This window comes from Corynebacterium sp. L4757 (genome assembly GCF_043673995.1).
In the GTDB taxonomy this organism is placed as follows: domain Bacteria; phylum Actinomycetota; class Actinomycetes; order Mycobacteriales; family Mycobacteriaceae; genus Corynebacterium.
The window spans coordinates 255642-280807 of record NZ_JBIMEN010000003.1 but is presented as its reverse complement, the minus strand read 5'-3'; the positions used below and the strand labels follow the sequence as shown (position 1 = coordinate 280807).

The 25166-nt window shown below is 54.8% G+C and carries 26 protein-coding genes; 10 read left to right on the top strand and 16 right to left on the bottom strand.

The window, feature by feature from the left end:
- Positions 1 to 75 precede the first annotated feature (75 nt).
- The gene (gene mshD, locus ACG98I_RS06035) at positions 76 to 996 is read right to left on the bottom strand and encodes a mycothiol synthase (RefSeq protein WP_394718889.1); all 921 of its coding nucleotides are present in this window, start codon (positions 994 to 996) and stop codon (positions 76 to 78) included.
- A gap of 73 nt (positions 997 to 1069) precedes the next feature.
- On the opposite strand from mshD, the gene ACG98I_RS06030 reads away from it, so the two are divergent.
- Positions 1070 to 1870, top strand: coding sequence for a DUF2993 domain-containing protein (locus ACG98I_RS06030; RefSeq protein ID WP_394718891.1), 801 nt, complete (start codon positions 1070 to 1072; stop codon positions 1868 to 1870).
- A gap of 23 nt (positions 1871 to 1893) precedes the next feature.
- On the opposite strand, the gene ACG98I_RS06025 is transcribed toward ACG98I_RS06030, so the two are convergent.
- On the bottom strand, positions 1894 to 2919 hold the full coding sequence (locus ACG98I_RS06025; RefSeq protein WP_394718893.1) for a diacylglycerol/lipid kinase family protein: 1026 nt from the start codon (positions 2917 to 2919) through the stop codon (positions 1894 to 1896).
- Positions 2920 to 3032: 113 nt separating this feature from the next.
- On the opposite strand from ACG98I_RS06025, the gene ACG98I_RS06020 reads away from it, so the two are divergent.
- Complete coding sequence (locus ACG98I_RS06020; protein ID WP_394718895.1) at positions 3033 to 3734, top strand: FABP family protein; 702 nt, start codon at positions 3033 to 3035, stop codon at positions 3732 to 3734.
- Positions 3735 to 3777: 43 nt separating this feature from the next.
- Here ACG98I_RS06020 and ACG98I_RS06015 read toward each other — a convergent pair whose 3' ends face one another.
- Positions 3778 to 4629 carry an aminodeoxychorismate lyase gene (locus ACG98I_RS06015; RefSeq protein WP_394718896.1) on the bottom strand — a complete coding sequence of 284 codons (852 nt, stop codon included), beginning with the start codon at positions 4627 to 4629 and terminating at the stop codon, positions 3778 to 3780.
- A gap of 172 nt (positions 4630 to 4801) precedes the next feature.
- Between ACG98I_RS06015 and ACG98I_RS06010 the strand changes: the two genes are divergently transcribed.
- Positions 4802 to 5881, top strand: coding sequence for a YgfZ/GcvT domain-containing protein (locus ACG98I_RS06010; protein ID WP_394732541.1), 1080 nt, complete (start codon positions 4802 to 4804; stop codon positions 5879 to 5881).
- Positions 5882 to 6124: 243 nt separating this feature from the next.
- Positions 6125 to 6340, top strand: a complete 216-nt coding sequence (locus ACG98I_RS06005) for a DUF3073 domain-containing protein (protein ID WP_394718899.1) — start codon at positions 6125 to 6127, stop codon at positions 6338 to 6340.
- 284 nt (positions 6341 to 6624) lie between these two features.
- On the opposite strand, the gene purM is transcribed toward ACG98I_RS06005, so the two are convergent.
- The 3 genes from purM to ACG98I_RS05990 form a co-directional block, all read right to left on the bottom strand.
- Entirely contained in the window at positions 6625 to 7680 is a 1056-nt protein-coding gene (gene purM, locus ACG98I_RS06000; protein ID WP_394718901.1) for a phosphoribosylformylglycinamidine cyclo-ligase, read from the bottom strand.
- A 14-nt stretch (positions 7681 to 7694) separates the two neighbouring features.
- Complete coding sequence (gene purF, locus ACG98I_RS05995; RefSeq protein ID WP_394718903.1) at positions 7695 to 9194, bottom strand: amidophosphoribosyltransferase; 1500 nt, start codon at positions 9192 to 9194, stop codon at positions 7695 to 7697.
- Positions 9195 to 9316: 122 nt separating this feature from the next.
- Entirely contained in the window at positions 9317 to 9706 is a 390-nt protein-coding gene (locus ACG98I_RS05990) for a sterol carrier family protein (protein WP_394718905.1), read from the bottom strand.
- 35 nt (positions 9707 to 9741) lie between these two features.
- Here ACG98I_RS05990 and ACG98I_RS05985 point away from each other — a divergent pair, with 35 nt between their 5' ends.
- Positions 9742 to 10779 (top strand): acyl-CoA thioesterase, encoded by a 1038-nt coding sequence (locus ACG98I_RS05985; protein ID WP_394718907.1) that lies wholly within the window; start codon positions 9742 to 9744, stop codon positions 10777 to 10779.
- On the opposite strand, the gene ACG98I_RS05980 is transcribed toward ACG98I_RS05985, so the two are convergent.
- The gene (locus ACG98I_RS05980; protein ID WP_394719266.1) at positions 10776 to 11489 is read right to left on the bottom strand and encodes a hemolysin III family protein; all 714 of its coding nucleotides are present in this window, start codon (positions 11487 to 11489) and stop codon (positions 10776 to 10778) included. The two genes, ACG98I_RS05985 and ACG98I_RS05980, sit on opposite strands and share 4 nt — an antisense overlap.
- A gap of 203 nt (positions 11490 to 11692) precedes the next feature.
- On the opposite strand from ACG98I_RS05980, the gene ACG98I_RS05975 reads away from it, so the two are divergent.
- Entirely contained in the window at positions 11693 to 13168 is a 1476-nt protein-coding gene (locus ACG98I_RS05975) for an alpha/beta hydrolase (RefSeq protein ID WP_394718908.1), read from the top strand.
- A 25-nt stretch (positions 13169 to 13193) separates the two neighbouring features.
- Here ACG98I_RS05975 and ACG98I_RS05970 read toward each other — a convergent pair whose 3' ends face one another.
- The 5 genes from ACG98I_RS05970 to ACG98I_RS05950 all read right to left on the bottom strand — a co-directional run bounded on the left by ACG98I_RS05970 (position 13194) and on the right by ACG98I_RS05950 (position 14852).
- A complete protein-coding gene (locus tag ACG98I_RS05970; protein WP_394718910.1) occupies positions 13194 to 13433 on the bottom strand; it encodes a hypothetical protein in 240 nt (79 codons plus the stop codon).
- A gap of 16 nt (positions 13434 to 13449) precedes the next feature.
- Positions 13450 to 13728 carry a hypothetical protein gene (locus tag ACG98I_RS05965; protein WP_394718912.1) on the bottom strand — a complete coding sequence of 93 codons (279 nt, stop codon included), beginning with the start codon at positions 13726 to 13728 and terminating at the stop codon, positions 13450 to 13452.
- 59 nt (positions 13729 to 13787) lie between these two features.
- Entirely contained in the window at positions 13788 to 14039 is a 252-nt protein-coding gene (locus tag ACG98I_RS05960) for a hypothetical protein (protein WP_394718914.1), read from the bottom strand.
- 22 nt (positions 14040 to 14061) lie between these two features.
- Positions 14062 to 14313 carry a hypothetical protein gene (locus tag ACG98I_RS05955; protein WP_394718915.1) on the bottom strand — a complete coding sequence of 84 codons (252 nt, stop codon included), beginning with the start codon at positions 14311 to 14313 and terminating at the stop codon, positions 14062 to 14064.
- A gap of 287 nt (positions 14314 to 14600) precedes the next feature.
- On the bottom strand, positions 14601 to 14852 hold the full coding sequence (locus tag ACG98I_RS05950; RefSeq protein ID WP_394718916.1) for a hypothetical protein: 252 nt from the start codon (positions 14850 to 14852) through the stop codon (positions 14601 to 14603).
- 371 nt (positions 14853 to 15223) lie between these two features.
- Here ACG98I_RS05950 and ACG98I_RS05945 point away from each other — a divergent pair, with 371 nt between their 5' ends.
- On the top strand, positions 15224 to 15598 hold the full coding sequence (locus ACG98I_RS05945) for a PepSY domain-containing protein (RefSeq protein WP_394718917.1): 375 nt from the start codon (positions 15224 to 15226) through the stop codon (positions 15596 to 15598).
- A 102-nt stretch (positions 15599 to 15700) separates the two neighbouring features.
- On the opposite strand, the gene purL is transcribed toward ACG98I_RS05945, so the two are convergent.
- Genes purL through purS form a run of 3 tightly spaced genes read right to left on the bottom strand, consistent with a single transcriptional unit; the run spans position 15701 to position 18908 of the window.
- Positions 15701 to 17977: a phosphoribosylformylglycinamidine synthase subunit PurL gene (gene purL / locus ACG98I_RS05940; protein ID WP_394718919.1), complete on the bottom strand. Its 2277-nt coding sequence runs from the start codon at positions 17975 to 17977 to the stop codon at positions 15701 to 15703.
- A gap of 9 nt (positions 17978 to 17986) precedes the next feature.
- The gene (purQ, locus tag ACG98I_RS05935) at positions 17987 to 18664 is read right to left on the bottom strand and encodes a phosphoribosylformylglycinamidine synthase subunit PurQ (RefSeq protein WP_394718920.1); all 678 of its coding nucleotides are present in this window, start codon (positions 18662 to 18664) and stop codon (positions 17987 to 17989) included.
- Between the two features lies 1 nt (position 18665).
- Positions 18666 to 18908 carry a phosphoribosylformylglycinamidine synthase subunit PurS gene (gene purS, locus ACG98I_RS05930; protein WP_394718921.1) on the bottom strand — a complete coding sequence of 81 codons (243 nt, stop codon included), beginning with the start codon at positions 18906 to 18908 and terminating at the stop codon, positions 18666 to 18668.
- Positions 18909 to 19252: 344 nt separating this feature from the next.
- Between purS and ACG98I_RS05925 the strand changes: the two genes are divergently transcribed.
- The 3 genes from ACG98I_RS05925 to ACG98I_RS05915 all read left to right on the top strand — a co-directional run bounded on the left by ACG98I_RS05925 (position 19253) and on the right by ACG98I_RS05915 (position 24384).
- Complete coding sequence (locus tag ACG98I_RS05925; protein WP_394718923.1) at positions 19253 to 22306, top strand: ExeM/NucH family extracellular endonuclease; 3054 nt, start codon at positions 19253 to 19255, stop codon at positions 22304 to 22306.
- Positions 22307 to 22444: 138 nt separating this feature from the next.
- A complete protein-coding gene (locus ACG98I_RS05920; protein ID WP_394718925.1) occupies positions 22445 to 23401 on the top strand; it encodes an ABC transporter substrate-binding protein in 957 nt (318 codons plus the stop codon).
- Positions 23402 to 23436: 35 nt separating this feature from the next.
- The gene (locus ACG98I_RS05915; RefSeq protein ID WP_394718927.1) at positions 23437 to 24384 is read left to right on the top strand and encodes an iron-siderophore ABC transporter substrate-binding protein; all 948 of its coding nucleotides are present in this window, start codon (positions 23437 to 23439) and stop codon (positions 24382 to 24384) included.
- A gap of 38 nt (positions 24385 to 24422) precedes the next feature.
- On the opposite strand, the gene ACG98I_RS05910 is transcribed toward ACG98I_RS05915, so the two are convergent.
- Positions 24423 to 25160 (bottom strand): DUF2334 domain-containing protein, encoded by a 738-nt coding sequence (locus tag ACG98I_RS05910; protein WP_394718929.1) that lies wholly within the window; start codon positions 25158 to 25160, stop codon positions 24423 to 24425.
- Positions 25161 to 25166 lie beyond the last annotated feature (6 nt).

Here is a 25166-nt window from a genome sequence, read left to right as displayed (position 1 = left end):
CGCAATAGGTGCATCTGGTTAACAAAAGGTTAATTTCGGCGATTTTTCTCGTGAGACTAGTCACTTGTTGTCATCTCACCTAGGTTTCGTCTCATAAACCACATGGTTTTCGGCAATCCCGAAACCAAGACGCTCATAAGCTTTCACAGCCGGTCCGTTATCGGCTTCCACATATAAAATCACGTGTTCAGCACCTTTTTCGACCATGCGAGCTAAGCCAGCGTTAAGCAGTGGACCGCCCAATTTCTGGCCACGGAACGCATCAGCCAACCCGACCACGTAGACCTCTCCAAATCCCGGATCTACTTCATTGTGCCATTTTGTCCAGTGGAAACCTGCCATTTCCGGCTGGGATTCACCTGTGGATTTATTGGCAGTTCCCCAGAAGAAGATGACGTCTTTCTCATCAAACCAGTCGGCTTCCATTCCCCGGTGCAAACGCTCAATGTCCCAGCCCCCTTGCTCTGGGTGCCATGAGAAAGCCTCATTATTAGCCTTGAGCCACTGTTTTTCCACATGCTCCTTGCCAAACTGCGCAACCGAATCTGCGTAGTTAGCAACCAATTTGTCAGTATTCGGCACCTGTGCGGCCTTCTTCAATGCATCGCCTTCGATGGCCATCACCAGTAGATGCCGTGAAATCTCCATGCTGTGCTTCTTGGCTAATGCCTGGGCACCCTCAAAATTGCCATGGGCCCACACTGGTGTTGGTGAGACTGCCTCAAGCAGAGCGGTGCCTCGCCCTTGCTGACGCAGCTCGGGTGCGACAAATAGCTCAGCGCTCGCGCCATCGCTAGCAGCGATAGCTTCCACGGTGCCATCGGATTCAATAATCCAGTGCTGATGGTTTAAGCGCTCATCGCGCAAACCGAGCAAGAACCGTTCTGAGAAAGGATCAATTCCATCGTGCTTGCCGGCCTGCTGCGCAGCGGCCTCCACAGCTGCCGCGAGTTCAGGATCACTCAGGACATTGGCGTTTTTAATCTCAAAAGTCATATCCCCACCCTAGTGTTCATGGTGACGCTAAGTAAGATTTCCTATAACGAGCAATGAAAGTAAGGAATTCATAGTGAGCACACCTGCGTATACCGCCACCGTAACTGTGCCTGCGCGTGCAGTAAAGCCGCTCAAGGTGGTTGGCGGAATCGTGGCAGTTGTCGGTGTATTCGGCGTTGTGGATACGGGTTTCGCCATTCATGCTGAGCACACCTTGGCGCAGCAGGTGAAGGCGGAGGCTCAGCTAGAAAACACCCCTCAGGTTTACATCGGAGGCATGCCATATCTCGGCGCCGCCGTCACACCCGATCACGAGATTCCGCTGATTGAAGTTAATGCTCTTGATATTGAAGTACCTCGTCTGGGACTGGTGAATGCGTCCACCACGCTGCGTGATGTTGAAGTAAGCCCCGATCAGCTCTTCAGCGGCAATTTTTCTGGGGCCGCGGTCTCCACGTGGTCACGCGCGATTTCAATTGATGCGGTGTCACTGGGCCGATTGATGAATATCAATGACTTGCAGATTGCAAATCCAAAGAACATCTCCCCTACATCTGGCACCTCTGCCGAAGCCAGCTTGGTAGGCACCCTGCCCGGCGATGAAGAGGCCACTACCGTTGAAGTTACGCTGCGGCTGGTTGATGAAATGTTCATCATGACTCCAGTCGACGCGGAAAGTGAAGAAGTCCACGAGGCCTTTAGCTATGAGCTCGACACTCGTCTGCTTCCGCTCTCCGCCCAAGCTACAGCTGTACGCCTGCAGGGTGGCTCCATCACTTTTGAGACCCAGCACCGAAACACCACGTTAGATGTCTCAGAGCTCTCACCTGTTGAAATCGACGGTCGCTATGACAGCGAAGGCCGCGAAAACTAAAGTTCGAGCCCTGAGTCGAGGGATTAAAAGACTCGGATAAAGTCGCGGACAATCTCCCGTATTCCGCGTTCATGTGGGGCGCGAGCTTGTCGCGGCGCGTAAATTTCTACCGCATCCGGCACAGCTCGCAGCTCCACCACGGTGTGCTTGCCTTCGGATTCGCCATCTGCTTGGAAGCGATGCGGGCTGGGACAGCTAAGTTTCACAGAACTTGCGTGGTCGAACTCAATCGTGCGTGCATTAGTGAACTTATTCAGCACACGCTTGGGGTCCGCACCAAAGAGATGCAGCACGCCAACCAAGCCACCTAGTCCGGAAAGATCGGTGACGCCGAAGAGGCTCAAGCCATCATCAAAAGAGTTTTCCGGGTTCGTTCCGACTGGCAACGGTCCTAGAAATGTCCACGGATTGGTATTTGAAGCGAGCAATACTGGTGCTTCCGTGATGGAGAATTCCTCGCCCTCAAATGAGGTTGCGGTGGCATTAATCTTCGGTGGACTCTTTCGCGCGCGAAGAAACGCCCGAGAGCCAATGGAAAGGTAGCGAAATGGTGTTGCGGCGAAACCTTTTTCGCGCACGCGGTCTACCTTCGCCAAGACATCCGCGTCTAGGCCGAAACCAGCGTTGACACCAAACCACCGGTCATTCCACGTGCCCAAAGAGATGGTGCGCGAGATATCCTTATTGATCAGCCGAGACAGAACATGCGCGGCTTCCACTGGGTCGGCCGAGAATCCGAGTGCTCGCACTAGAACATTCGCCGAGCCAGTCGGAATGACAGCGAGCTTAGGCAGGGTATCTGGTGCAGGGTTGTCAGTCTCCGCTGAACCCAACAATCCGTTGACGGCTTCATTAACGGTGCCATCACCGCCGAGCAAAATGATCAAATCATAGTCAGCCCGCGTAAGACCTTTCACCATTTCTTCCGCATGGCCTGGATATTGAGTGAATTGGGCAAACAGCCTCAAGCGCTCAATAGCAAAGAGCGGCGGCAAGATTTCTCGCAGCAGTTCAGCAGATTGAGTGGTTGAGTTCGGGTTTAGGATCATTAGTGCTCGCACACCTGTAACACTATCTTTCTTTGTTTCCCAATGTGGTGTCCATAACGACAATTGCCAGGAAATTAAGAACCAACCATGCACTATGACTAGGCTGGTGCACCATGAGCGAAAACAACAATGAATCATCGAATTCCATCCCCGACTCCGCTGCTGATGCGCTAGCAGCTAATTCTGGTGAGGGTGGCCGCCTTAACGGTAATGACGCGGTCAATCTTGCTGCTGAGGCATGGAAAGATGCTGCTTCGCAGAATATCCCTACTTTCACCTTTGCCGATGAAGCATTGGAACCTGATACCGCAAACTTGCGCCAGGGGCCTTCGCTTAACGATGCCCTCTTGGGCCTTCTTCCGCTCGTCGGCGTATGGCAGGGCGAGGGCGAGGCACATGCTTCCGATGGCAGCCAGTTCCACTTCGGCCAGCAGCTCATTATTGCCCACGATGGCGGCGAGTACCTGACGTTTAGCTCCCGAACCTGGAAGATCGATTCCGAGGGCAAAGCCGCAGGGCAAGGTGTCCGTGAGACCGGATTCTGGCGTATTTCTGCCAAGGATGAAATTGAAGTAACCTACACTTCATCTAATGGTGTCGTGGAAATCTTCTACGGTGAAGTCTTCAATGAGCGCGCATGGCAGCTTCAGTCGGCATCCACTATGGTCACCGAAACCGGCCCGAAGAATCTCGGACCCGGCAAGCGTATGTATGGCCTGATGCCAAACAACAACCTTGGCTGGGTTGATGAGCGTTTGGTTGATGACGAGATGCGCCCATACATGTCGGCTGAGCTGCGCCGTGTGGCCGGCTAGCCGTTAGATCCGCCACGCCGCTTAACGCTGGCAGGCTGTGAAACTAGCCTGCCAGCGTCATAGCAATATCGATAAGGTCCCGGATTTCTTTTTCATTACCCGGGGCCTTTAATTTATGCTCCCCCAAGCGCCTGACGCGTGTTGCGATGCGAATGGAAGAGACCAGCCACACCGAATCCGCATCCAACAGATAGTCCAAATCAAGGACTTTTTGTTTACAGCGATATCCCTGCTCAGTCGCATAATCAAACAGAGCGGCCTGGGTTGTGCCCGGCAAGATGGTGTCATCATATGGGGTGCGGATTTTATCGCCCTTGACCGTCACCACCGTGGATGTCGCACCCTCGAGAACATGGCCTTCATACGGGTCGGTGAAAATCACATCATCAAAGCCTTTATCCCGCGCCAGCCGCAACGTCGCCATCGTGGCGGCATAGTTCAGTGTCTTTGCCGGCAATTCTGACGGGAATGACCAATCGCGCTCGCTCAGCATCACCCGCACGCCTTCTGCACGCTGGGCAATCACGTCATCGGATACCGGCTGGATCGATACCCATGCGGTGGGTAAACCAGTCGATGCCCGGCCCCGCGAATAGGTCCAGGTGCATTTGCCTTCACCGTCACCAAATTCTTCGATGGCTGCATTGGTCGCCGTTATCCAAGAGTCCAGGATAGGTTTGGGCAATCCCAATGCTTGTGCAGAAGTAGTAAATCTTTGTGCGTGGCGCTCAATATTGGCTGCCTTACCATCACGAATCAATATCGATTCAAAGATCCCGTCACCGCGGGTCACTGCATAATCATCCCAGTAAATTAGTGGGAGGGAAGGATTATGCCAACGAATCGAACCACCGAATGGTTCAACAACAAAGATAACCGGCTTAGATGAAACCATACTTTCGATTATGCCTTGCCTCATCAATTAAGTCTCGGCGAATATCTCACAGCACAGCAATTTCATCGGCTAGCTGTCCACCAGAGCGACTGAAAGGCGTTCAATGGCCCAGGGGTATCATTAATTGCCTTGGGCAGGTAGGGTGGCTTCTGTGAGTTATACTTCGCCCCTAATGCAATTGCCGGGTGCGGCGGTCGTCCAAGACACCACGCTGATTGACTCCCAAGGAGTCGCGTGGCACTACGGAGACCCGCTAGTTGAGCAACGAGCAATACATTTTGATACCCCTGTGCTGGTAGATCGCTCGCAGCGTCGAGTCATCTCGGTCACCGGACCTGATGCCCCAGAGTTTCTCAATAACCTGCTGTCGCAAAAGCTCGATGACGTTAATGCCGGCTACACCGCAACCGCGTTGGATCTAGATATCCAAGGCCGCATTCTTCACCATGCAGATGTTGTCCGTACTGAAGAGGGCTTCTTTTTAGACACCACTGAGGCTGAGTTCTCAACATTCTTGGACTTCCTGACCAAGATGATTTTCTGGTCGCAAGTCGAAGTGAAAGAAGCCGACCTGGCATTGCTGACTCTCTTAGGTCCAATACCGGAGCTACCTACCGAGGTAACAAGCGAAGCCGCATTTGTCCGCGATGTTCCAGCCTGGACTAAAACTCCACGCACGGATATTGCTATCCCACGTGACCAACTGGCTACCTTGGCCCGCACTTTGATTGATGCTGGCCTGAAACCTGCCGGGCTGATGGCATTTACCGCTGAGCGCATCCGCAACTTGGAACCAGAACGCGCTGCAGATTTGGATGATAAGTCCATCCCGCACGAAGTGTGGCATTGGATTGGCCGCGGCGAGCTTCCAGGCGCTGTGCACTTGGAGAAGGGCTGCTACCGCGGTCAGGAAACCATTGCCCGCGTTGAAAACTTAGGCCGCTCCCCTCGTCTTCTGGTTCTGCTCTACCTGGATGGTTCTGCGCCTGAGATGCCAGAAATCGGTGCAGAAATCACGTCAGGTGGCCGCAAAGTAGGCCGAATGGGCACCATCATTGATGACTTTGAATATGGCCCCATCGCTTTGGGCTTGGTCAAGCGTTCCGCGTTGCCCGCCACCGAGGATGCAGATGCCGCAGCAACTGAGCTGTTAATAGGTGATGTCGCCGCAACCATCGATGTTGACTCTTTGCCTCGTGATGAAGGAATCAAGCTCGGACGCAACGCTATCGATAAGCTGCGCGGCAAATAAGTCGCGCCCCACTTAAAGGCTTCAAATTTTAAGCAAGCCTTTTGTTGCTTAATTTACCGCACTCCTCCCCTTAACGCCCTCTACCGACTCATAAACATGCAGGTCAGCGCAGAGGGCGGGGGTCAGTGCGGCATTTTTGGGCTGTACAGGCTATTGTGTCTAACAGGAACATATACAAGATTACAGCCGATGGGGCGTCCGAATTCCCTGGATTGCCCTACACACCTCAAGGGGGTCATGCACATGGGACGCGGACGCGCAAAGGCAAAGCAGACCAAGGTTGCACGCCAACTAAAGTACAACACTCCTGATATGGACTTGGATTCTCTTCAAAGGGAGCTGGCTTCCCAGCGCCCTGGGGATTCTCGTTCTCAGGATGATGACGACGATTACGGCGACTCATATGACGATTATGTCGATGAGTGGGACGACGACCAGGATGAGGATGACCGGCGTTAGTTACTCTTAAGCGCCCTCGCGTGAGTTGTATGACTTTCAAGGGTTGTTCTTTTAAGCCTTGAGGGTTTTATGTAACTCTTCAACTCATTCGCCAGTAAAACATTAATACCGCACCACGTGGACTTCTCGGTTCCTAGAAAAATCCACGATACGGTGCGGTATTTGTGTTTTTCACCCCGTCCCCCTCTGCCACAACGCAGGAAAGGAGGGGTTACTAATGTAAAAACGCGACTCAACATGAGAGCTCGATTCAACGTGACAGCACGCGTCAGCGAGCTGGCACGCTAGAAGTTGGTGTGCTCGCCCTGCATGATGACGCGGGCGGTATCGCTATCCTGGGTGGTACGGACGGTGCCCAGCTCCCATGCGTCCAAGTGGCGTGCGGTGAGCATCGCGAGTGCACGGTCACGGTCTTCTGGAGAGACAACAGCAATCATGCCTACGCCCATGTTGAAGGTCTTTTCCATCTCTTCCAAAGAGACCTTGCCGAATGACGCGATGGTGCGGAAGATTTCTGCAGGGGTCCAGGATGCGCGGTTCACTTCAGCGGTGAGACCCTCTGGGATAACGCGCTCGAGATTGCCAGCCAAGCCGCCACCAGTGACGTGGCAGAAGGTAGACACTTCGCACTCTGCTGCCAGTGCCAGGCAGTCCTTAGCGTAGATGCGGGTTGGTTCCAGCAATTCTTCGCCGAGGGTGCGGCCCAGTTCATCAATGTAGCCATCGAGCGGTAGGCCAGCCTTTTCCAGCAGGACGTGGCGCGCGAGCGAATAGCCGTTGGAGTGCAGGCCGGAAGAACCCATGGCAATCAGCACATCACCGTCGCGGACCTTAGTTGGGCCGAGCAACTCATCTGCTTCAACAACACCGACCGCGGTAGCGGAGACGTCGTAGTCATTTTCTTCCATAACGCCTGGGTGCTCAGCAGTCTCGCCGCCGAGCAGAGCACAACCAGCCTGAACGCAGCCTTCTGCAATACCCGCGACGATCTGCGCGACCTTTTCTGGCACGACCTTGCCCACAGCAATGTAGTCCTGCAAGAACAGTGGTTCGGCACCGCAGACAACGAGGTCATCCACGCACATTGCCACCAAGTCAATGCCGATGGTGTCATGCTTATCCATTGCCTGCGCAACGGCCAGCTTGGTGCCGACGCCATCGGAACCAGCTGCCAGGATTGGCTCCTTGTACTCGCCAAGCTTAAACAAGCCGGCGAATCCACCAAGGCCACCCATGACCTCAGGGCGGGTGGCGCGCTTAGCGTGTGGCGCGAAGAGTTCTACGGCGCGGTCGCCTTCTTCAATGTTGACGCCTGCCGCGGCATAAGTATTTTCAGACATGTTGGTCAAACCTTTCAGTTTTTCTCGCCGAGCAAGGTCCGCACAGCGTCAGCATTGGGGTTAGCAGTTGGAAGGCCAAGTTCATAGTTGCCGTCGAAGCAAGCGGTGCACAGCTCATTCATTGGCTGGTGGGTTGATTCCACCATGTCTTCAACAGACACAAAGCCCAACGTATCAGCACCGATGGCTTCACAGACTGCCTTGGTGATGGATTCTGGATCACCAGTTGGATCAATATTGGCAATGAGCTCCCCAGGGGATGCGAAGTCAATGCCGTAGAAGCATGGCCACTTCACGGGTGGAGAAGCTATTCGCACGTGAACCTCGGCCGCACCAGCTTCACGCAGCATGCGAATCAGCGCGCGCTGGGTATTACCGCGCACGATGGAGTCATCTACTACCACCAGCTTTTTACCTTCGATGACCTCACGCAAAGGGTTCAGCTTGAGGCGAATACCCAACTGGCGCAAGGTCTGGGTTGGCTGAATGAAGGTACGACCCACATAAGCATTCTTCACCAGACCATGTGCGAAAGTCAGCCCAGATTCGCGGGCATAACCTACCGCAGCTGGATTTCCGGACTCTGGAACCGGGATGACCATGTCGGCATCTTCAGCCGGATGCGACTTAGCCAGCGCACGTCCAATGTCCACGCGGGTGGCATTGACGCTACGGCCCTTGATGACGGTGTCCGGACGAGCCAGATACACGTATTCAAAGACGCAGCCCTGACGCTTAGTCTGGGCAAAACGCTCGCTGCGAACTCCGGCTTCATCAATGGCAATCAGCTCGCCCGGTTCAACCTCCCGGATAAACTGCGCGCCGACAATGTCTAGTGCACAGGTCTCCGAAGCTACGACCCAGCCCTTTTCCATCCGCCCCAGGACAAGCGGACGCACACCATGCAGGTCGCGTGCCGCATACAAGGTGTGACCATCAGTAAAGGTCAAGCAGAATGCGCCTTCGACTGAAGGGAGCAATTCTTTCGCGGACTGGAACACATTCTTGCTATCACTGACGCCATCGGCAAGCAATGCTGTAAGCACCATGGAGTCCGAAAGGGACTTCTCATTTTCTTTAAATAGCCCGCGCGTGACTGCGTGTTCACGCAGCTCCTGGTAGTTGACCAGGTTGCCATTGTGTCCAAGCGCGATGTCCACGCCATTGGGCGTGGTATTAAACATCGGCTGCACATTGGACCACTCTTTGCCGCCAGCCGTGGAGTATCGGGTATGTCCGACACCAACGTTGCCGTGGAGCGAGTTCAGGATAGATTCATCAAAGATATTTGAGACCAGCCCCATGTCTTTAAAGACAACCAGGCGGTCACCATCGCCTACGCCGATACCAGCGGCTTCCTGACCGCGATGTTGAAGAGCAAAGAGACCAAAATAGGTCAGCTTCGCAACATCCTCGCCAGGGGCCCAGACGCCAAATACACCGCATTCATCGCGGGGTCCTTGCTCGTCTTGGTCATCTAAGTTCACGTTGCTGGGGAAAGTAGTGTTCACCACGTGCCTGATTCTACTAAGTAATCACCGCGATAACTAACTGCATTAATTGAATCACTGCACAATCGGGGGCGTATACACCCAATTTCCTACAGGGTGGGAAACTTTTATCTCCTGCACAGACCTTAGCGGCGCTTCAGAGGAATGATTGGCAGCCACTGCGCGATCTCTTGAGCACGTGACCCCGAAGCATCCACATCAGCCTCCTCCCAGGAGATTAGTCCGGTTGCCAACAACAGCCAGGTACGCGGTGAGCACTCAACCACATTAGGTGGGGTGCCACGGGTGTGCCGGGGACCTTCGATACATTGCACTGCCACAAAAGGGGGTACCCGCAACTCCACGGAATGGCCCGGCGCGTCATGTTCTAATGTGCGCGCGGTAGTGCGTACTGCCTTTGCCAATTCAGTGCGGGCTGGGGATTTTGCCTCTTCGGGGGCAAACAACCACTCGGAGATGGCATCGATAGCCGCTTTAGTTTGATGCGAATCAGGCTTGGCGCGTTGAGGACTCATGCGGGCAATTATAGTGACCTGCTAATTTGTTGTGTATGTCCCAAACTGATTCCACTGAACAATCACAAAAAGAGACCCAGTCGCAGGAGTCGCTGAAGTCTCCTTCGATCACCTTGCGGTTTATGGCCGCGCCTACCGATGTTTTGATCGCCGGCTCCCAAGGCATTTCCGGCGGCCGCGTCCTGGAGTGGATCGATAAGGCCGCCTATGCGTGTGCGGTTCAGTGGTCTGGCCAGTACTGCGTGACCGTCTATGTTGGCCATATTCACTTTATGCGCCCGATTGAATCCGGCCACTTGGTGGAGGTCCGCTCACGCCTCGCCATGACCGGCACGTCCTCCATGCACATTGTTAATGAGGTGTGGTCTGCGGATCCGCGTGATGGCATTTTCACCCGTGCCTGTGATTGCCTGGTCATCTTCGTTGCAAAGGACCCTGATACGCAGCGCCCTACCCCGGTACCAAAGTTCGTTCCGGAAACCGATGAGCACATTCGCGTTATGGAAGCTGCCCAGTCCCGCGTGGAGCTGCGCAAGGCTATTGAGACCGAGATGGCAAAGCAGACTTATGATGGCCCTTCTGATGCACCGCGCATGGTGAATCGCTTCTTGGCTAAGCCGACCGACATCAACTGGGGCGGCAACGTCCACGGTGGTACGGCCATGGAGTGGATTGATGAAGCTGCAACCGCCTGCACCATGGAGTGGTCAGGTGAGCACACCATTGCCGTGTATGCCGGTGGTATCCGCTTCTATAAGCCGATTCATATCGGTGACCTGATTGAAGTTGATGCGCGCATGATGCGTACGGATAATCGCTCGATGCAGATGTCCGTCCATGTGCGTTCCGGCGCCCCGAGTGGCGGCCGTTCCGATCTGCAGACCTCAATTCACGCAACGGTGTCCTACATCGCGATGGACCGCGACTGGAATCCGATGCCTGCGCGTCAGTTCATTCCACGTACTGAAGAAGATAAGCGTCTGGCTGAACACGCCACGACTCTGCGCAATCTGCGTGGCCAGTACACCCCGCTGCCGCTGGTGGTTGCGCCAAGTAATCAGCACATCGATTAATAAGCGGCTTGTACGACGGCCATCCACACGGCGATGAGATGCACGATTGCGGCGATGATCGTCGCTGTGTGGAAGTGCTCGTGATAGCCATAATATTTGGCATTACGCCCGGGCCATTTCAGTCCATAAACTAGCGCGCCGACGGTATAGGCAACACCGCCCGCAGCCAGCAGCCACACGACGGTGGGCCCTAGGTTTTGCCACAGGGTTGGAATGAGTGGGATCACCAACCAGCCGAGTACCAGATAGACGGTGACATCCAACCACCGCGGGTGGTTAATCCACACCATATTCAAGATGACTGCGAATAATGCGCCAGTCCAGGCGATTCCCAGCATCCACGCGGCGATAGCCGGTGAAAACGCGATGATACACAGCGGCGTGTAGGTAGCCGCAATAAAGACTGAGATGGTGGCATGGTCAGCTCGGCGCCACCATTGAACGGCACGTGCCGTGGGCCAAGGCCAGCGGTGATACATCGCGGACACAGCAAAAAGTCCCACGAATGCCACGCCATAGATGGTGACGCCTAATGCTTCGACCCATCCGATGGTCATCCACGCAAACGTGATGAGCACGGTGGAAGAAATAACAGACAAAATTGCGGCAATCAAATGTCCCCAACCGCGTGTCAGCGGGCGGGGCCCTCTATCCGCGATCCAGAAACTACGCTGGATTCGGTCCGTTAAGCCGTGATTTCCTGAAGTCATGGTGACCTGCGTATCTTCCAGCGCACTCGCTGGGACATCATGGGGTTTGTCACTGTCCAGAGATTTACGCATCAAGCTCCTCAATTAAATGTTCTCAATGCCTAATACACCAATAGTATCTAATAGAACTATAACCTACGTTTACGTAGCTTACATGGGTAAGGACTATTGCATAGCGAAACAAACCACTAAGGTAAGTATTCGTGTTTAAAAACCTGCCGTCCTTCAGCCGCACTCGGAGCTTTACTGCACTGAGCGCAGTCGCCGCTCTATCCCTTGTCGCCACCGCGGGCTCCCCCATTGCGCTTGCACAATCAGCAACTGGTCCTGGAGCTCTTTCAGCGGAGCAGTCTTCCAACTCTGAAGCCTCGTCGGGCGCGATTGATAACGCGGATGAGATGTCAGCGGAAAATTCCGACAATTCATCACAGAGTTCTTTTGGTTCTTCTCGTGCACTGGACCCGCTGCTTGAGCCTCGTGGTTCCGCGCAACTGCCGGATTCTGTGGGCTCTGGTGATGGCAGTGCTCAAGGCGGATGGCTGGGCAGCGCTATTACAGACTGGCAGGCGATTCTAAACAGCTTGTCTTCAGTTCAAGACGCCAGCTCCAATGGCTCGTCCGGCGAGGATTCCTCGTCAGAGAGTTCCTCGAACGAGGAGCTCAGCAGTTTCAGCGAAGACGGAGCCTTGCTGGGCAGTGCTGCATTAGGCAGCTCTTTAGCTGGAAGTTCCGTGGACGAAGAAGGCAATTACTCCATTGCTAAGGAACTGAGCTCCGGTGAAGATCGTGGTGTGGAAGAGGAAATTGACCACGGTCCAGAGCCGCTACTCATGGATCAACGCCACATTGAGGCCAATCTCTATGAGGTCGATATCTGGTCCCCGGCAAACCAAACCATTATCACTAACCTGCTGCTTCTTCCTGAAGATCCCACACCAGCCCCCTCACTGGTGTTGATGTCTGGCGCTGATGGCGGTGCCGGCGGCGCGAACTGGGCATCGGAGACCGACTACGAGGATTTCTTCGCAGATAAGCACGTGAACGTGATCACACCCATGGGCGGCGGTGCCTCCATGTACGCCAACTGGCTACATGATGACGCTTATGCCGGGCGTAATCAGTGGGAAACCTACCTGGGTGAAGAAATCCCGAAGATTCTAGATAAGGAATTTGATAGCAGCGAACGCAAGGCAATCGCCGGTCTATCGATGTCAGGTGGCCCCTCCCTCAACATTGCTGGAAGCTACCCCGACACATTCCAGGCCGCAGGCTCCTTTTCCGGATTCCCGGCATCATCTGGCCTGTTGGGCCGCGCACTAGTGAATTCCGTCATCAATGGTGGTGAAGGTTCCTCCACCAATGCCTATGGCCTGTCCTCTTCGGATGCATGGCAGCTCAATGACCCTTCCTATACCCCATCAGCCTTGGTCGGTACTCGTGTATTTGTGGGCACCTCTTTGGGCGTCCCAACCGCAAATGAGCTGCTCGGCGATTGGGGCGGCATGGTGGGCATCGAGGTCATTTCTCAATACACTTCCAACTACTTCACTCGCGTTGCCGAAGAAGCAGGCGTAGAGGTTGACCGTCACCACCAATTCTATGGTGCACATACCTATAGCCTTTTCGAACGCCAGCTTTACGCTGCGTGGGAAAGCACTTTCGCGCCAGTGTTATATTAGTCAGCGGTCATGAACCCCGCGGTGACTAGTAGCGCGGATTTATCCCATCCAAATAAAACGATGACAATAGCACTGGGGCAGCAATAGGAAGTGCGCTCAAAATCAGCTGGTTCATGAGGACGCTATAGCTCTCATCATCCAGCAATCCGCGCGAGCTATTGATATTTTGCTCCCCATTAACATTTTGAGCCATCGCCGGGGATGGCGCTGCTAGCCCAATGGCAAGCACACCTGCTAGAGCAAAGGAACCAATCCTTGTGACCATGATATTGCCCTTGCGTTTAGCAGCCGGTGGTATCGAACAGGGTGCATTGCTCGAATCCCAGCAACGACAGAGGGATTGATGATGCCATGAAGGTTGCGTACGTAGACAACAAACCAATCTCTGCAGTCTGTCCCGCTGGATCTTCCAGAAAACCCTGGGAGCTTGTTTGTACTGATTCGCTGAAATCGTTGCCAGGCGCAGCCTGTGTCTCGTTTTGTGCAAACGCGGGTGCGGGCGCAGCAACACCAAGCGCTAAAGCTCCTGACAGAGCAATAGGTGCGATTTTCTTCAACATGACTTTCTCCTTTATTGAGCGGTTTTCAGATGAGGATGAGGGAGGTCGAGCAAAATGCGCTATTCAAATTCCAGGCCGCTTAACGCCTCTGAAGACAGCATGAACGGTGCCAATGCAGACATCGCGATGAGCCCTTGAATAACTTGAACCTGTTCCTGACCGCCAATCAACTCCGAGCACGCGCGGGCTGATTGCCCGAATTGCTCGCCAGAGCTTTGCTGTGGTGTGTCCTGTGCCAGCGCCGGAGCTGGTGCGGCCACGCCTACTGCGAGCGCACCTGCCACGACGATGGACGTAAATTTCTTCAACATGTTTGCTCCTTGAGGTCGTTGATTACGTTCCGTGGCAGCCTCGGGTATCAAAGAGATTGCACTGTTCACCGAAGAGTGATGAACCCATGGTGGATAAAATAAACGGCGTCCAGATGGCCGACCCCAACATGCTTTCGACCGCTGCAGCGGGATCATCGATGAAGCTCTGGGCGCTTTGCTGAGAAGTTTGAGCGTTGGCAACCGCTGGGGCAGTTCCAGCGATACCCATGGCGAGTGCACCTGCCATGGCGATAGAGGCGATTTTCTTGCGCATGATGTTCTCCCTGTTAGGCGTTCGAATATCCCGTGGGACGAACGGTACCAAAGCAGAACCAATATGTCATTAGGGAAAACTATCTTGATTTATCAACAAAATCTAAGAACGATGACCGCGGCATGTTTAGCTTCGCAGACTTGTGTGCCCGTGCGGAAACCCGCGGATCGCTAGAAAACTCGGGCACCTGCGTGAACAACTCCACGAGTGCGCAGAGGCATAAACACGCAGTTAGCGTGCAGGAATCTAATTTCCTGGCAAGGTATCAATTTGGTTTCGATGCCCAATTACTCAGGCAAGATATCAAATCCTGCCCAGGAAGAAAGCACAAATGGCGCGATAGAGAGCATGCCGATGCCTCCCAGTGCGGTGCCCGCGGGATCGGCGAGGAATCCCTGGCTCAGGCTTTGTGCAGATTGAACGAAGGTGCCGGCAGCGTTATCGTTGGCTCCCTCGTCCTGTGCGAAGGCAGGGGCGGGTGCTGCAACGCCGACGGCCAATGCGCCCGCTATAGCCACGGAAGCGATTTTCTTGTGCATGATGTTCTCCTTAGGAAGTTGTGGGTCACACTCTGCGGCGAACGCTACCAAACGCGTCGAGATATGTCTGCAGGCAAAAGTTCCTGAGCTCACGCCTTGACACGATGCTGTCAGATTACTTCTGCCGCTCACCAGGAATTTCCGGCCCTTTAGGTCCAAGTATGCGCGTTGGCTGAAGGTTTTATATGAAGAATCGATGAAACTGGGAGGGGTAAAGATGAGAGTTCTTTAATGTTGATTTTCATAAAGCCAGGCTGGTGCATTTTCGCATTTCATGTACGGTTTTAACGCTTGCCGCACGCTGTGAACGCTGGTTACCTTGAAGGTGTAAGACCCCATCACCCCAGCTAGTGACAGTAAAGGAACTGATCATGAACGCAATCATCGCATCACTTGTTGCCGCACTCGCATCATTGGGCATCGCTGTTCCAGCGAATGTGTCCGACAATATTACTCAGGTGGCGTCCTCCAGCGTCTCGCCAGCGCAGCAAGCACCGAAGTCCAATAACCAGAGCCCTGCCAATAACTCCACCACCATCTCCCGCCAGCAGGCTTTGGATATCTCCTACCGCCACGCAGGTATCACTGCCAGCCAGGTCACTCACTACGATGACGTTGAACTGGACAGCGATGATGGCCGCCGTGTCTGGGAGATTGAATACAAGACTGGCCGCATGGAGCACGAGTTCGACATCGATGCCCGCAGCGGACGCGTCCTCAACTACGAGCGCGACTGGGACGATTAAATACGCCCTAAAATGAAAAGCACCAGGGAGAGGATTCCTCTTCCTGGTGCTTTTCTTTGTACTAATAGCTAAGACGCTTGGTCTTAGCCAATGGTGGAGTTTTTATTCGACGACGGAGTTTGCACCGACAGCGTGGCCAAATAGGTTTGGCAAGGTCGCAGACCATGCCTCGCGCAATTCAGCGACAGCCACCTCTTCACCCGCAAAGGTGAAGTTGCCGGAAGCATTGGTGGTGCCCACAACAGCAGCTGGGATACCCAGCTCAGCTGCGCGAGCCAGCACACCATCGAGGTGGTCAGATGCGGTGGAGATGAGCACGCGGGAGGCGGACTCACTAAACAGTGCGGTCAATGCGTCCTCATGAACCACAGACAGGTCTAGGTCCACACCGACACCGTTCTTCTGAGCCATCTCAAAAGCCGCGATACCCAAGCCGCCCTCAGACAGGTCATGGGATGCGCTGATAGAGGTATTGCCCACGAAGAACTCAGCCAGTTTCGCCTCATTCGCCAAATCCACCTGTGGTGGCAGGCCCTGCAGCCCGCCACCGGAGACCTGCTGCCAAATGGAGCCGCCGAACTCGTCCTTGGTCTCACCCAGAAGAACGAGGGTCTCTGGCTCTTCCACGGAACCCAAGTCATGGGCAAACGCGTTGTGCACATCATCAATGACGCCCAAGACACCAACCACCGGGGTAGGAAGGATTGGTTCCTCGCCAGTCTGGTTGTAGAAGGACACGTTGCCGCCGGACACTGGGATGTTGAGCTCCTTGGAGCCATCGGCAAGCCCGTGCACTGCTTCGCGGAACTGCCACATCACGTCAGGATTCTCAGGAGAACCGAAGTTCAGGCAGTTGGTGACCGCGTATGGGCGGGCACCGGTAACAGCCACGTTGCGGTAAGCCTCAGCCAGGGCCAACCGTGCGCCCATGTTGGGGTCCAACTTGGTGTAGCGCCCGGAAGCATCGGCAGAAATAGCAACGCCGCGGGAGGTCTCCTCATTAATGCGCAGCACACCGGAGTCCGACTGCTTCGCCTGCACGGTGTTGCCGCGCACGTAGCGGTCATACTGGTTCGTGATGAAGTCACGCGAACTCAACGCTGGGGAAGACACCATGTCCTTGAACGCCTGAACCAAAGACTCAGGGTGCGCAATCTCAGGTTCCTGCTGCAGTTCATCCTGCCATGCAGGACGTGCGAATGGGCGCTCATAGACTGGACCCTCATCGATGGTTGATGGCGGAGCATCAATGACCAATTCGCCGTTATGGTAGACGTGGTAGGTGTCCTTCTTATCGGTCACTTCACCGATCTCAGCGCAGGTCACGTCCCACTTTTCACAGATCTCGCGGAACTTTTCCACGTTTTCTGGGGCCACAACCGCACACATGCGCTCCTGGGACTCAGAAGCCAAGATTTCTGCAGCGGACATGTTCTCTGCACGCAGTGGAACATTGTCCAAGTTGACTTCCATGCCGCCATCGCCAGCTGCTGCCAGCTCGGAGGTCGCACATGCCAAACCGCCGCCGCCAAGGTCCTGAATACCAACCACAACGCCAGCCGCGTACAGTTCCAGACAGCACTCGATGAGAACCTTCTCAGCGAATGGGTCGCCAACCTGCACTGCGGGCAGCTTGCGCTCTTCGCCTTCTTCGAAGGACGCCGAGCCCAGCACCGACACGCCGCCGATACCGTCTAGGCCCGTACGGGAGCCAAAAAGCATCACCTTATTGCCGGTACCAGAAGCGAAAGCCAGCTTCAGGTCTTCCACGCGCAAGGTCCCCACACACAGCGCGTTGACCAGTGGGTTACCAGCATAGGACTCATCAAAGACGGTCTCGCCGCCAATATTTGGCAGACCCAAAGAGTTACCGTAGCCGCCAATACCGGAGACAACGCCAGGCAGGACGCGAGCGGTATCAGGGGCATCGGCAGGCCCAAAGCGCAACTGGTCCATCACAGCAATCGGGCGTGCGCCCATCGCCATGATGTCGCGGACGATGCCGCCAACGCCAGTCGCTGCGCCCTGGTATGGCTCAACGAAAGATGGGTGGTTGTGGGATTCCACGCGGAAAGTGACCGCGTCACCATCACCGATATCCACCACACCAGCGTTTTCGCCAATACCCGCCAGGATCTTGGACGCCATCTCCTCAGTGGTGGTTTCACCGAAATAACGCAGGTGGGTCTTCGAGGACTTATAAGAGCAGTGTTCAGACCACATCACGGAGTAGACAGTCAGCTCAGCATCGGTTGGGCGGCGACCCAAAATGCTCACAATCTTGTCATACTCATCTTGTTTCAGGCCGAGCTCTTCCCACGGCTGGTCCAGCTCGGGAGTGGCCTTCGCATTATCTACTGTGTCATTGGAAACAGTCATGTCACTCTCCTAAACAGTCGCCGTGATGGCATTGATGGCGGAAACAAAAAGACCCAGACCATCCGTTGATGGACCGGTCAAAGTCTCAATGGCGTGCTCTGGGTGCGGCATCAGGCCGACGATGCGGCCGGTTGGGTCAGTAACACCAGCGATGTCATTAAGGGAGCCATTGAAGTTATCGGTGTAGCGGAAGACCACTTGGCCTTCGCCTTCCAGCTTGTCGATGGTCTCCTGTGACGCCTGGAAACGGCCCTCACCGTGCTTAGCTGGGACATAAATCTTGTCACCAGCAGCGAACTCTGTGGTCCACGCGGTGTTGTTGTTGACTACCTCGAGGTGGGTATCGATGCAATGAAAATGCAGGCCCTTATTGCGGGTCAATACACCGTCTAGCAGGCCTGCTTCAGTCAGAATCTGGAAACCATTACAAATACCCAAGGTTGGCATGCCTTGGCGCGCGCGGTCAATAACTGACTGCATCACTGGTGCCAGTGCGGAAATCGCACCGGAACGCAGGTAGTCACCGTAGGAAAAGCCACCGGGTACGACCACGGCGTCAACGCCTTTGAGGTCAGTATCCGCGTGCCATAGGGCTACGGGTTCTGCCCCGGCCAGACGCACAGCGCGTTGTGCGTCAACATCATCGAGTGTGCCGGGGAAAGTGATTACTCCGATTTTCGCGGTCAATTTACTTGACCTCCAGCCCTACAACCTCGTAGTCCTCGATCACGGTATTCGCCAGCAAGCTAGCGGCCACCTTGTCCAAGTCTGCTGCGGAAACTGAGTCATCCACCTCAATTTCAAAGCGCTTTCCCTGGCGGACATCGCTTACTCCGTTTACGCCGAGGCGGCCCAGAGCACGGACAACTGCTTGTCCCTGCGGATCCAGGATTTCAGCCTTAGGCATGACATTGACAACAACACGAGCCATAATTTAAAAGCCTTACTGTGCGAGTTTTACTGCTTGTCTGCAATTGCCCACTTTAGCTGTTAGGAACACAAAACTCCTATACGGGTCGAACGTGGACCTCCCCATTATTAGCCCCGTGGCAAAGCGTGCACCCCACGCCGAATGCTTATGCCACCCCCGTGCCATGAACAAAGACCATTAGTTCATCAAACAACAGGCAAACACTAAGGGGTGAATTAATTAACTGCCAGCTCGCATCTATTTTTGCAGTTGCCCGCGTTATCAAGTGGTTATAGAAACGAAATAGTTGCTTTACCGCACTATTCTTTTCCCGCCTGCTTGACAACTTAAAGGGTTCTACTTCTATGTCCACACCACGGTCTTCTCGCCGTTTACGCACGCTTGCACTGGCAGCGTGTGCCTCTACTTCCCTTACCGCTATCGCTATCCCTGCAGCTCACGCAACTCCAAAAGGTGACAATGTGGTCATCAATGAAGTCTATGGCGGTGGCGGCAATTCTGGTGCGCCTTTGTCCCATGATTTCATTGAGCTTTTCAATCCCACGGACGAAGACATCGCCCTGGATGGTTGGAATGTGGAGTACTTCTCCGCTGGCGGAAATTCCGGCGGGACCACCGCACTTTCTGGCACCATCCCTGCTGGCGGCTACTTTCTCATCCAGCAAGCTGCCGGCAATAACCAGGATTTACCTGGCCTACCTAGCGCTGATGCCACCGGAAGCTTGGCCATGGCAGGTGCCAACGGAGCAGTAGAGCTTACCGATGCCACCTCTGACACAGTCGATCTCATCGGCTACGGCACCGCTAACCGCCATGAGTCCGCTGCTGCTTCGGCACTGAGTAACTCCACCTCGGCTTCTCGTACTGAGGATGGCGTGGACACTGACGATAACTCTGCCGATTTCACTACTGGTGCACCAAGCCCGACCAATGCTGCTGGTGAAACCACCGGCGATAATGGCTCGGAAGAACCAGTAGAGCCAGAAACTCCTGTCGATCCTTCTGAGACCATCGCGATTGCTGATATCCAGGGCACTGGCGCTACTTCCCCGCTTGATGGTCAGACCGTGACCACCCAAGGTGAGGTCACCGCGGTCTATGCCGAGGGTGGCCTTAATGGTTTTGTCATTCAGACCCCCGGCACTGGTACCGAAGTACCAGCGGCTACCGATGCCTCTCACGGCATCTTCGTCTTTATGGGCAACCGCCCAGCGGAAGACTACCCAAGCATCGGCGAGGTTCTCACTGTCCGCGGCACCGCGGGTGAGCACTATGATTCCACCCAGCTTTCCAATGTCACCTTTGACACCGCTGAGGGTGAGTTTGAGCCGGTAACTCCGCTGGCCATCGATACGCTGCCCGCCGGCGATACCGAGCGTGAACCTTTTGAATACATGCTGGTTCTGCCCGGCGCGCACACCGTGACGAATAACTACGCGCTCAATACCTTCGGCGAAGTAGGCCTGGCTCCGGGCGAGGAAGCTTTCCGCCAGCCCACTGATGTCATGGCACCTGGTGCGGAAGCAGTCGCTCAGGCGGAAGAGTACAAAGAGCAGCTAGTCACGCTTGATGATGCACGCAGCGCCAATTACATGCAGTCGGATAAGAACACCCCGCTGCCATACATCACTTCCGATAATGGCGAGAACATCAAGTCTCTACGCACTACTGACCAGGTGGAATTCCAAAACCCGGTCATCGTGAAGAAAGACTTCGATCTGTGGCGCTTCTTGCCTACCACTCCGGTGACCGGCAATACTGCCGCTTCTGATTTGCCTATTACCTGGGAAGATTCTCGCGCAGAAGAGCTCGGCGCAGTGGACAATGTCGCGGGCGATTACACCATCTCCGCCTTCAACGTTCTCAACTACTTCACGTCTCTTGGACAGGATGAAGAAGGCTGTGACGCGTACACCGATATCAATGGCAACCCGGTTTCCACTAATTACTGCAACGTGCGTGGCGCTTATTCCGAAAGCGCTTTGGCCGACCAGCAGGAAAAGATTGTTGCTGCCGTCAATGGCCTGAATGCCGATGTCATCGCGCTGTCCGAAATTGAGGAAACCTACGCTGTCACCGGTGATATCGCACGCCGCGATGAAGCACTGCTAACGCTCGTTGATGCTCTCAACGCTGCCGACGGCAACTGGAAAGCTGTGGAGTCCCCAGCTGATGACGAGGTCCCCGCGGATCCTGACGTTATCCGCGTGGCATTCATCTATAACCCAGACCGCGTTGAGCCAGTTGGTGAGTCCCGCATCTTCGTAGATGCGCGCTTCACCGGCACCGCGCGTGAGCCTTTGGCGCAGGAATTCAAACCCGTCGATGAAGACGTGACTGAAACCTTCGTGGCAGTCGCCAACCACTTCAAGTCCAAGGGCTCCATTGCCAATGGCGATGAAGACATGGGCGATGGCCAGGGCAATAACGCCAACCTGCGTGTCTCCCAGTCCGAGGCAGTGTTGGAGCACCTGGCTAAGCAGACTGATTGGAATGACAAGGCCACCTTCGTCATGGGTGATTTGAATACCTACACCCGTGAGCATGCGCTCGACCCATTCCGTGAGGCCGGCTATTCCGTGCCGCAGGAAACCTACAATGCCTCCACCTCTTATCAATTCGATGGCATGCTCGGCTCCCTCGACCATGTCCTGGCCAATGAGCATGTAGACCTGCAGGACGCTCAGGTGTGGAATATCAACGCTGATGAGTCCATTGCCTTCGAGTACTCCCGCCGGCTTTACAACGTGGTTGATTACCACGATGCTTCCCCATTCCGCTCTTCCGACCACGACCCAGTCAAGGTTGGTTTCAACCTGGAGACCGAAGATGCGCCAGTAGACCCAGAGACTCCAGCTACAGATGACATCGCCTCCACTACCTTCGATGCGAAGGTAAACGCCGGTGACACCATCGAGGTTGACGTTCCTGAAGCCTTGGCTGAGCTTCTTGATGCTGACATCGCCTCCACGGACTCCGACCAGGACGCCTTAACTGACCTGGATGACCTCATCGTCGAATTGGACGTCACCGACCTTCCTGCCGGATGGACCATTGACGGCTACCGCGATGGCGCAGTGGAAATCACCACCGCAGATGATGCACAGGGGGATCACGAATTCACCATCACCCGTGCTGATGATGACCAGGTCTTTACCGAAGCAACCGTCACCATCACCGAAGAAGACTCCACGCCAGCACCGAGTGATGATTCCTCCTCCAGCTCTTCCGATGGCTCAGCTACCAGCTCCACGGGTGGCGTCATCGGTGCTATCGCAGCACTCGCTGCTGCACTCGGCCTCGGCGCAGTATTCAGCGGTGTTGTGGATGACCACCTGCCACGCGAAGTTAAAAGCCTCCGCGCACAGATCATGAACTTCTTCAGCAACCTCTTTTAAGCTCCACTCGCCGCAGCACTCCACTTGTATTTTTCACAGCGATACGAGTGGAGTTTTTGCATGCTGCATGCCGCCGCCCCGCAGGCCACGCCCGCCCGAAATTGACAGCCAAATTTAGGCAAGGCTAACCTTTTGTTCATGTCTCAAAACTTCAGCCGCCGTGGCTTCTTGGGTGCCACCCTTGGCGCCGCCACTATTGCCCTAGCCGCGTGCTCCCAGAGCGGCCAAAATGGACAATCCTCCCAATCTTCTACCGATAACGCTGCTCCCAGCAGCACGTCCACCACAGTGGAAGGTGAGCAACGAATCGTTGCGCTCAATACCGGACAGTTGGATAACTTGCTGCTTCTCGGCATCACACCGGTGGGTGTGGCTGCGGCCAAGAACGCTGATTTGATTCCGCAGTTCCTCCGCGATCGTTTCGGGGCGGACATGGACTTGGACTCGATTGCTGACTGCGGATTCCGTCAGGAGCCGGACGTAGAAATAATCGCGAATCTGCAACCCACGCTTATCTGCGCCAATAGTCGCAGCGATGAAGCGTTACTGGAAAAGCTCCGCGCTATCGCACCGGTGGTACTCGGCGAAGGAGGCGGTGAAAATTGGAAACAAGACCTTGTAACCATCGCTGATGCCGCCGGCAAGGCCGATGAAGCGCAGGCACTACTTGATGAATACGAAACTGCGGCAGCTGCGGTCAAAGCCTCCCAGCCAGCAAACCCACCGACGGTGTCTTTCTTGCGCACCAATAAAGGTGAGTTCCAGATGTACGGAGCGCAGTCCATGGCCGGTACCGTCACCGCGGATTGTGGCTTCGCCCGCCCAGCGGCACAACAATTCACGGACCAAGCTGGCCAGGATCTTTCCCCGGAACTAATCAAACAAGCTGATGCCGAGTGGCTCTTCTACGGCGTACAAGACGGTGCCGAAAGCCCCGAAGATACTTCCTTATGGCCAACACTCGAGGCAGTCAAGAATGACCGCGCCATCGCAATTGATTATGACTCCTGGTACATGAATGCCTCGCTCGTGTCAGCCGGAGTCATCCTCGACGGCCTAAAATCGCACATTCTCGAAGCAGCGCCGTCTGCATAACATCGAAATCCGAATCAGAGAAGAAGGAAGAGAGCATGAATAAAAGATTTACCCGTCGAGGCTTCCTCGGGTTTCTCGTGGGAGCCACAGCTCTCTCTCTGGCTGCTTGTTCCCGTACCAGCTCACAGAACTCGAGCGAAGCTAAATCTGCTGCTAACGCGTCCTCCAGCTCTGAGGCGCCGGACTATCACAGGATTGTTGCGCTTAATTCGGGGCAATTAGATACGCTTTTATTGTTAGGCATCACGCCTGTCGGAGTCGCATCAGCAAAGGATGCTGACCTCATCCCACAGTTCATCCGGGATCGCTTTGAGGCGGAATATGACCTCAACAGCATTGTGAATTGCGGTTCCCGGATCGAGCCTGACTTGGAAACTGTCGCAAGCTTGGAACCTACCCTAATTCTTGCGAATACCCGCAGCGATGAAACCCTGTTAGAAAAGCTCAGAACCATAGCACCCGTGGCAACTAGCGTGGGCGGTGCTGATAATTGGAAGCGAGCATTCAACGATATTGCCGAAGTTGTGGACAAACGCAATGAGGCTCAGCAGCTCTTGGATGATTATGAAAGCTCAGCTACTGAGATTCGAGACAGCCTACCTACCCCGCCACCTGTCATTTCATTCCTTCGTGGAAATGAGTCTGGTATTCAGACTTATGGACTACCTTCTATGGTCGGTTCAGTAAGCGCTGATTGTGGATTCGCACGCCCAGCTTCGCAACAATTTACTGATAAAGCTGCGAAAGACCTTTCTCCCGAGCTTATTGCGGAAGCAGACGGTGAATGGCTCTTTTACGCAGTGCAATCCGGCGGTGAATCTCCGGTCAAGGCAGCATTATGGCCGACTCTTGACGCCGTCAAAAATGGTCGCACGGTCGAAGTCGACTATGACTCTTGGTATGTAAATGCTTCACTTGTTTCAGCTCAGATAATCCTCGACGGCCTAAAGTCGCACATTCTCGAAGCCGCCCCTACTGCATAGAGTCCTCAAGACGTAGCCACGAGAGAGTCTTCTTGTGGCTAAGACCCGGTTGCTTTGGCTTTCTTCTTCTCCGCCTGCTGCTTTTCCTTCTTGGAAGGCTGAAGGAAGACATTATAGGAAGCAGGCTCGGCACCGGCTTTCATGGCTTTGCCGATGGCACGCATGAAATCGTGCTGGACTTTCTTCTCTCCCAAGTTGCGCCCAGAGACGGACAAACGCACGGTGTTGCCGCGGTTAGCACCACGCTCGGCTGCGGAAATGATGGAGCGACGCCACCATTTCGCGGCACCAAAGCCCTCACCATAAGACAGGTTGCGGGATTGGTGGAACTCATCTTTGCGCAGGTCATGAATCCCGGTGGAGGACACTGCCAGTGAGAAATCAAAATAGGGCAACACTTCCAGGGTGCCAGGTGACATGCGCCAGCGCGGCGGCGCGAAGATGTCGAAGTCAAACCCCATCTTCGACATCTGACGCGTCGCGCCTTTTAACCGCAGATTCGCTTCGTGCGCATCCAAGTTTGCAAACTCAGCGCGACGGCCTTGCACTGCTTGGTCGAAGCCGTTGAGAATCAAAACACGGCCCGATTCGCGTTGATCTTCCAGCCACTGCTTTGTCGTCGGGTCCTTCGCCAAATGCCAGTTACCGTCAATATGCGGTGCAACAAGCAATGAAACGGGCACGCCTTCTTTATCCAACTGCTCAATGAGCCGCGCAGCGGACTTCCGGGTGTCGTCGAAAATAGATGAAATCGAAACCAGAAGATGCCCATGCATGCCCTC

Coding starts and splice junctions, on each gene's coding strand:
- mshD (WP_394718889.1), bottom strand. CDS start 996: ATGACTTTTGAGATTAAAAACGCCAATGTCCTGAGTGATCCTGAACTC.
- ACG98I_RS06025 (WP_394718893.1), bottom strand. CDS start 2,919: ATGATCCTAAACCCGAACTCAACCACTCAATCTGCTGAACTGCTGCGA.
- ACG98I_RS06020 (WP_394718895.1), top strand. CDS start 3,033: ATGAGCGAAAACAACAATGAATCATCGAATTCCATCCCCGACTCCGCT.
- ACG98I_RS06015 (WP_394718896.1), bottom strand. CDS start 4,629: ATGGTTTCATCTAAGCCGGTTATCTTTGTTGTTGAACCATTCGGTGGT.
- ACG98I_RS06010 (WP_394732541.1), top strand. CDS start 4,802: ATGCAATTGCCGGGTGCGGCGGTCGTCCAAGACACCACGCTGATTGAC.
- ACG98I_RS06005 (WP_394718899.1), top strand. CDS start 6,125: ATGGGACGCGGACGCGCAAAGGCAAAGCAGACCAAGGTTGCACGCCAA.
- purM (WP_394718901.1), bottom strand. CDS start 7,680: ATGTCTGAAAATACTTATGCCGCGGCAGGCGTCAACATTGAAGAAGGC.
- ACG98I_RS05990 (WP_394718905.1), bottom strand. CDS start 9,706: ATGAGTCCTCAACGCGCCAAGCCTGATTCGCATCAAACTAAAGCGGCT.
- ACG98I_RS05985 (WP_394718907.1), top strand. CDS start 9,742: ATGTCCCAAACTGATTCCACTGAACAATCACAAAAAGAGACCCAGTCG.
- ACG98I_RS05980 (WP_394719266.1), bottom strand. CDS start 11,489: ATGACTTCAGGAAATCACGGCTTAACGGACCGAATCCAGCGTAGTTTC.
- ACG98I_RS05970 (WP_394718910.1), bottom strand. CDS start 13,433: ATGGTCACAAGGATTGGTTCCTTTGCTCTAGCAGGTGTGCTTGCCATT.
- ACG98I_RS05965 (WP_394718912.1), bottom strand. CDS start 13,728: ATGTTGAAGAAAATCGCACCTATTGCTCTGTCAGGAGCTTTAGCGCTT.
- ACG98I_RS05960 (WP_394718914.1), bottom strand. CDS start 14,039: ATGTTGAAGAAATTTACGTCCATCGTCGTGGCAGGTGCGCTCGCAGTA.
- ACG98I_RS05955 (WP_394718915.1), bottom strand. CDS start 14,313: ATGCGCAAGAAAATCGCCTCTATCGCCATGGCAGGTGCACTCGCCATG.
- ACG98I_RS05950 (WP_394718916.1), bottom strand. CDS start 14,852: ATGCACAAGAAAATCGCTTCCGTGGCTATAGCGGGCGCATTGGCCGTC.
- ACG98I_RS05945 (WP_394718917.1), top strand. CDS start 15,224: ATGAACGCAATCATCGCATCACTTGTTGCCGCACTCGCATCATTGGGC.
- purL (WP_394718919.1), bottom strand. CDS start 17,977: ATGACTGTTTCCAATGACACAGTAGATAATGCGAAGGCCACTCCCGAG.
- purS (WP_394718921.1), bottom strand. CDS start 18,908: ATGGCTCGTGTTGTTGTCAATGTCATGCCTAAGGCTGAAATCCTGGAT.
- ACG98I_RS05925 (WP_394718923.1), top strand. CDS start 19,253: ATGTCCACACCACGGTCTTCTCGCCGTTTACGCACGCTTGCACTGGCA.
- ACG98I_RS05920 (WP_394718925.1), top strand. CDS start 22,445: ATGTCTCAAAACTTCAGCCGCCGTGGCTTCTTGGGTGCCACCCTTGGC.
- ACG98I_RS05915 (WP_394718927.1), top strand. CDS start 23,437: ATGAATAAAAGATTTACCCGTCGAGGCTTCCTCGGGTTTCTCGTGGGA.
- ACG98I_RS05910 (WP_394718929.1), bottom strand. CDS start 25,160: ATGCATGGGCATCTTCTGGTTTCGATTTCATCTATTTTCGACGACACC.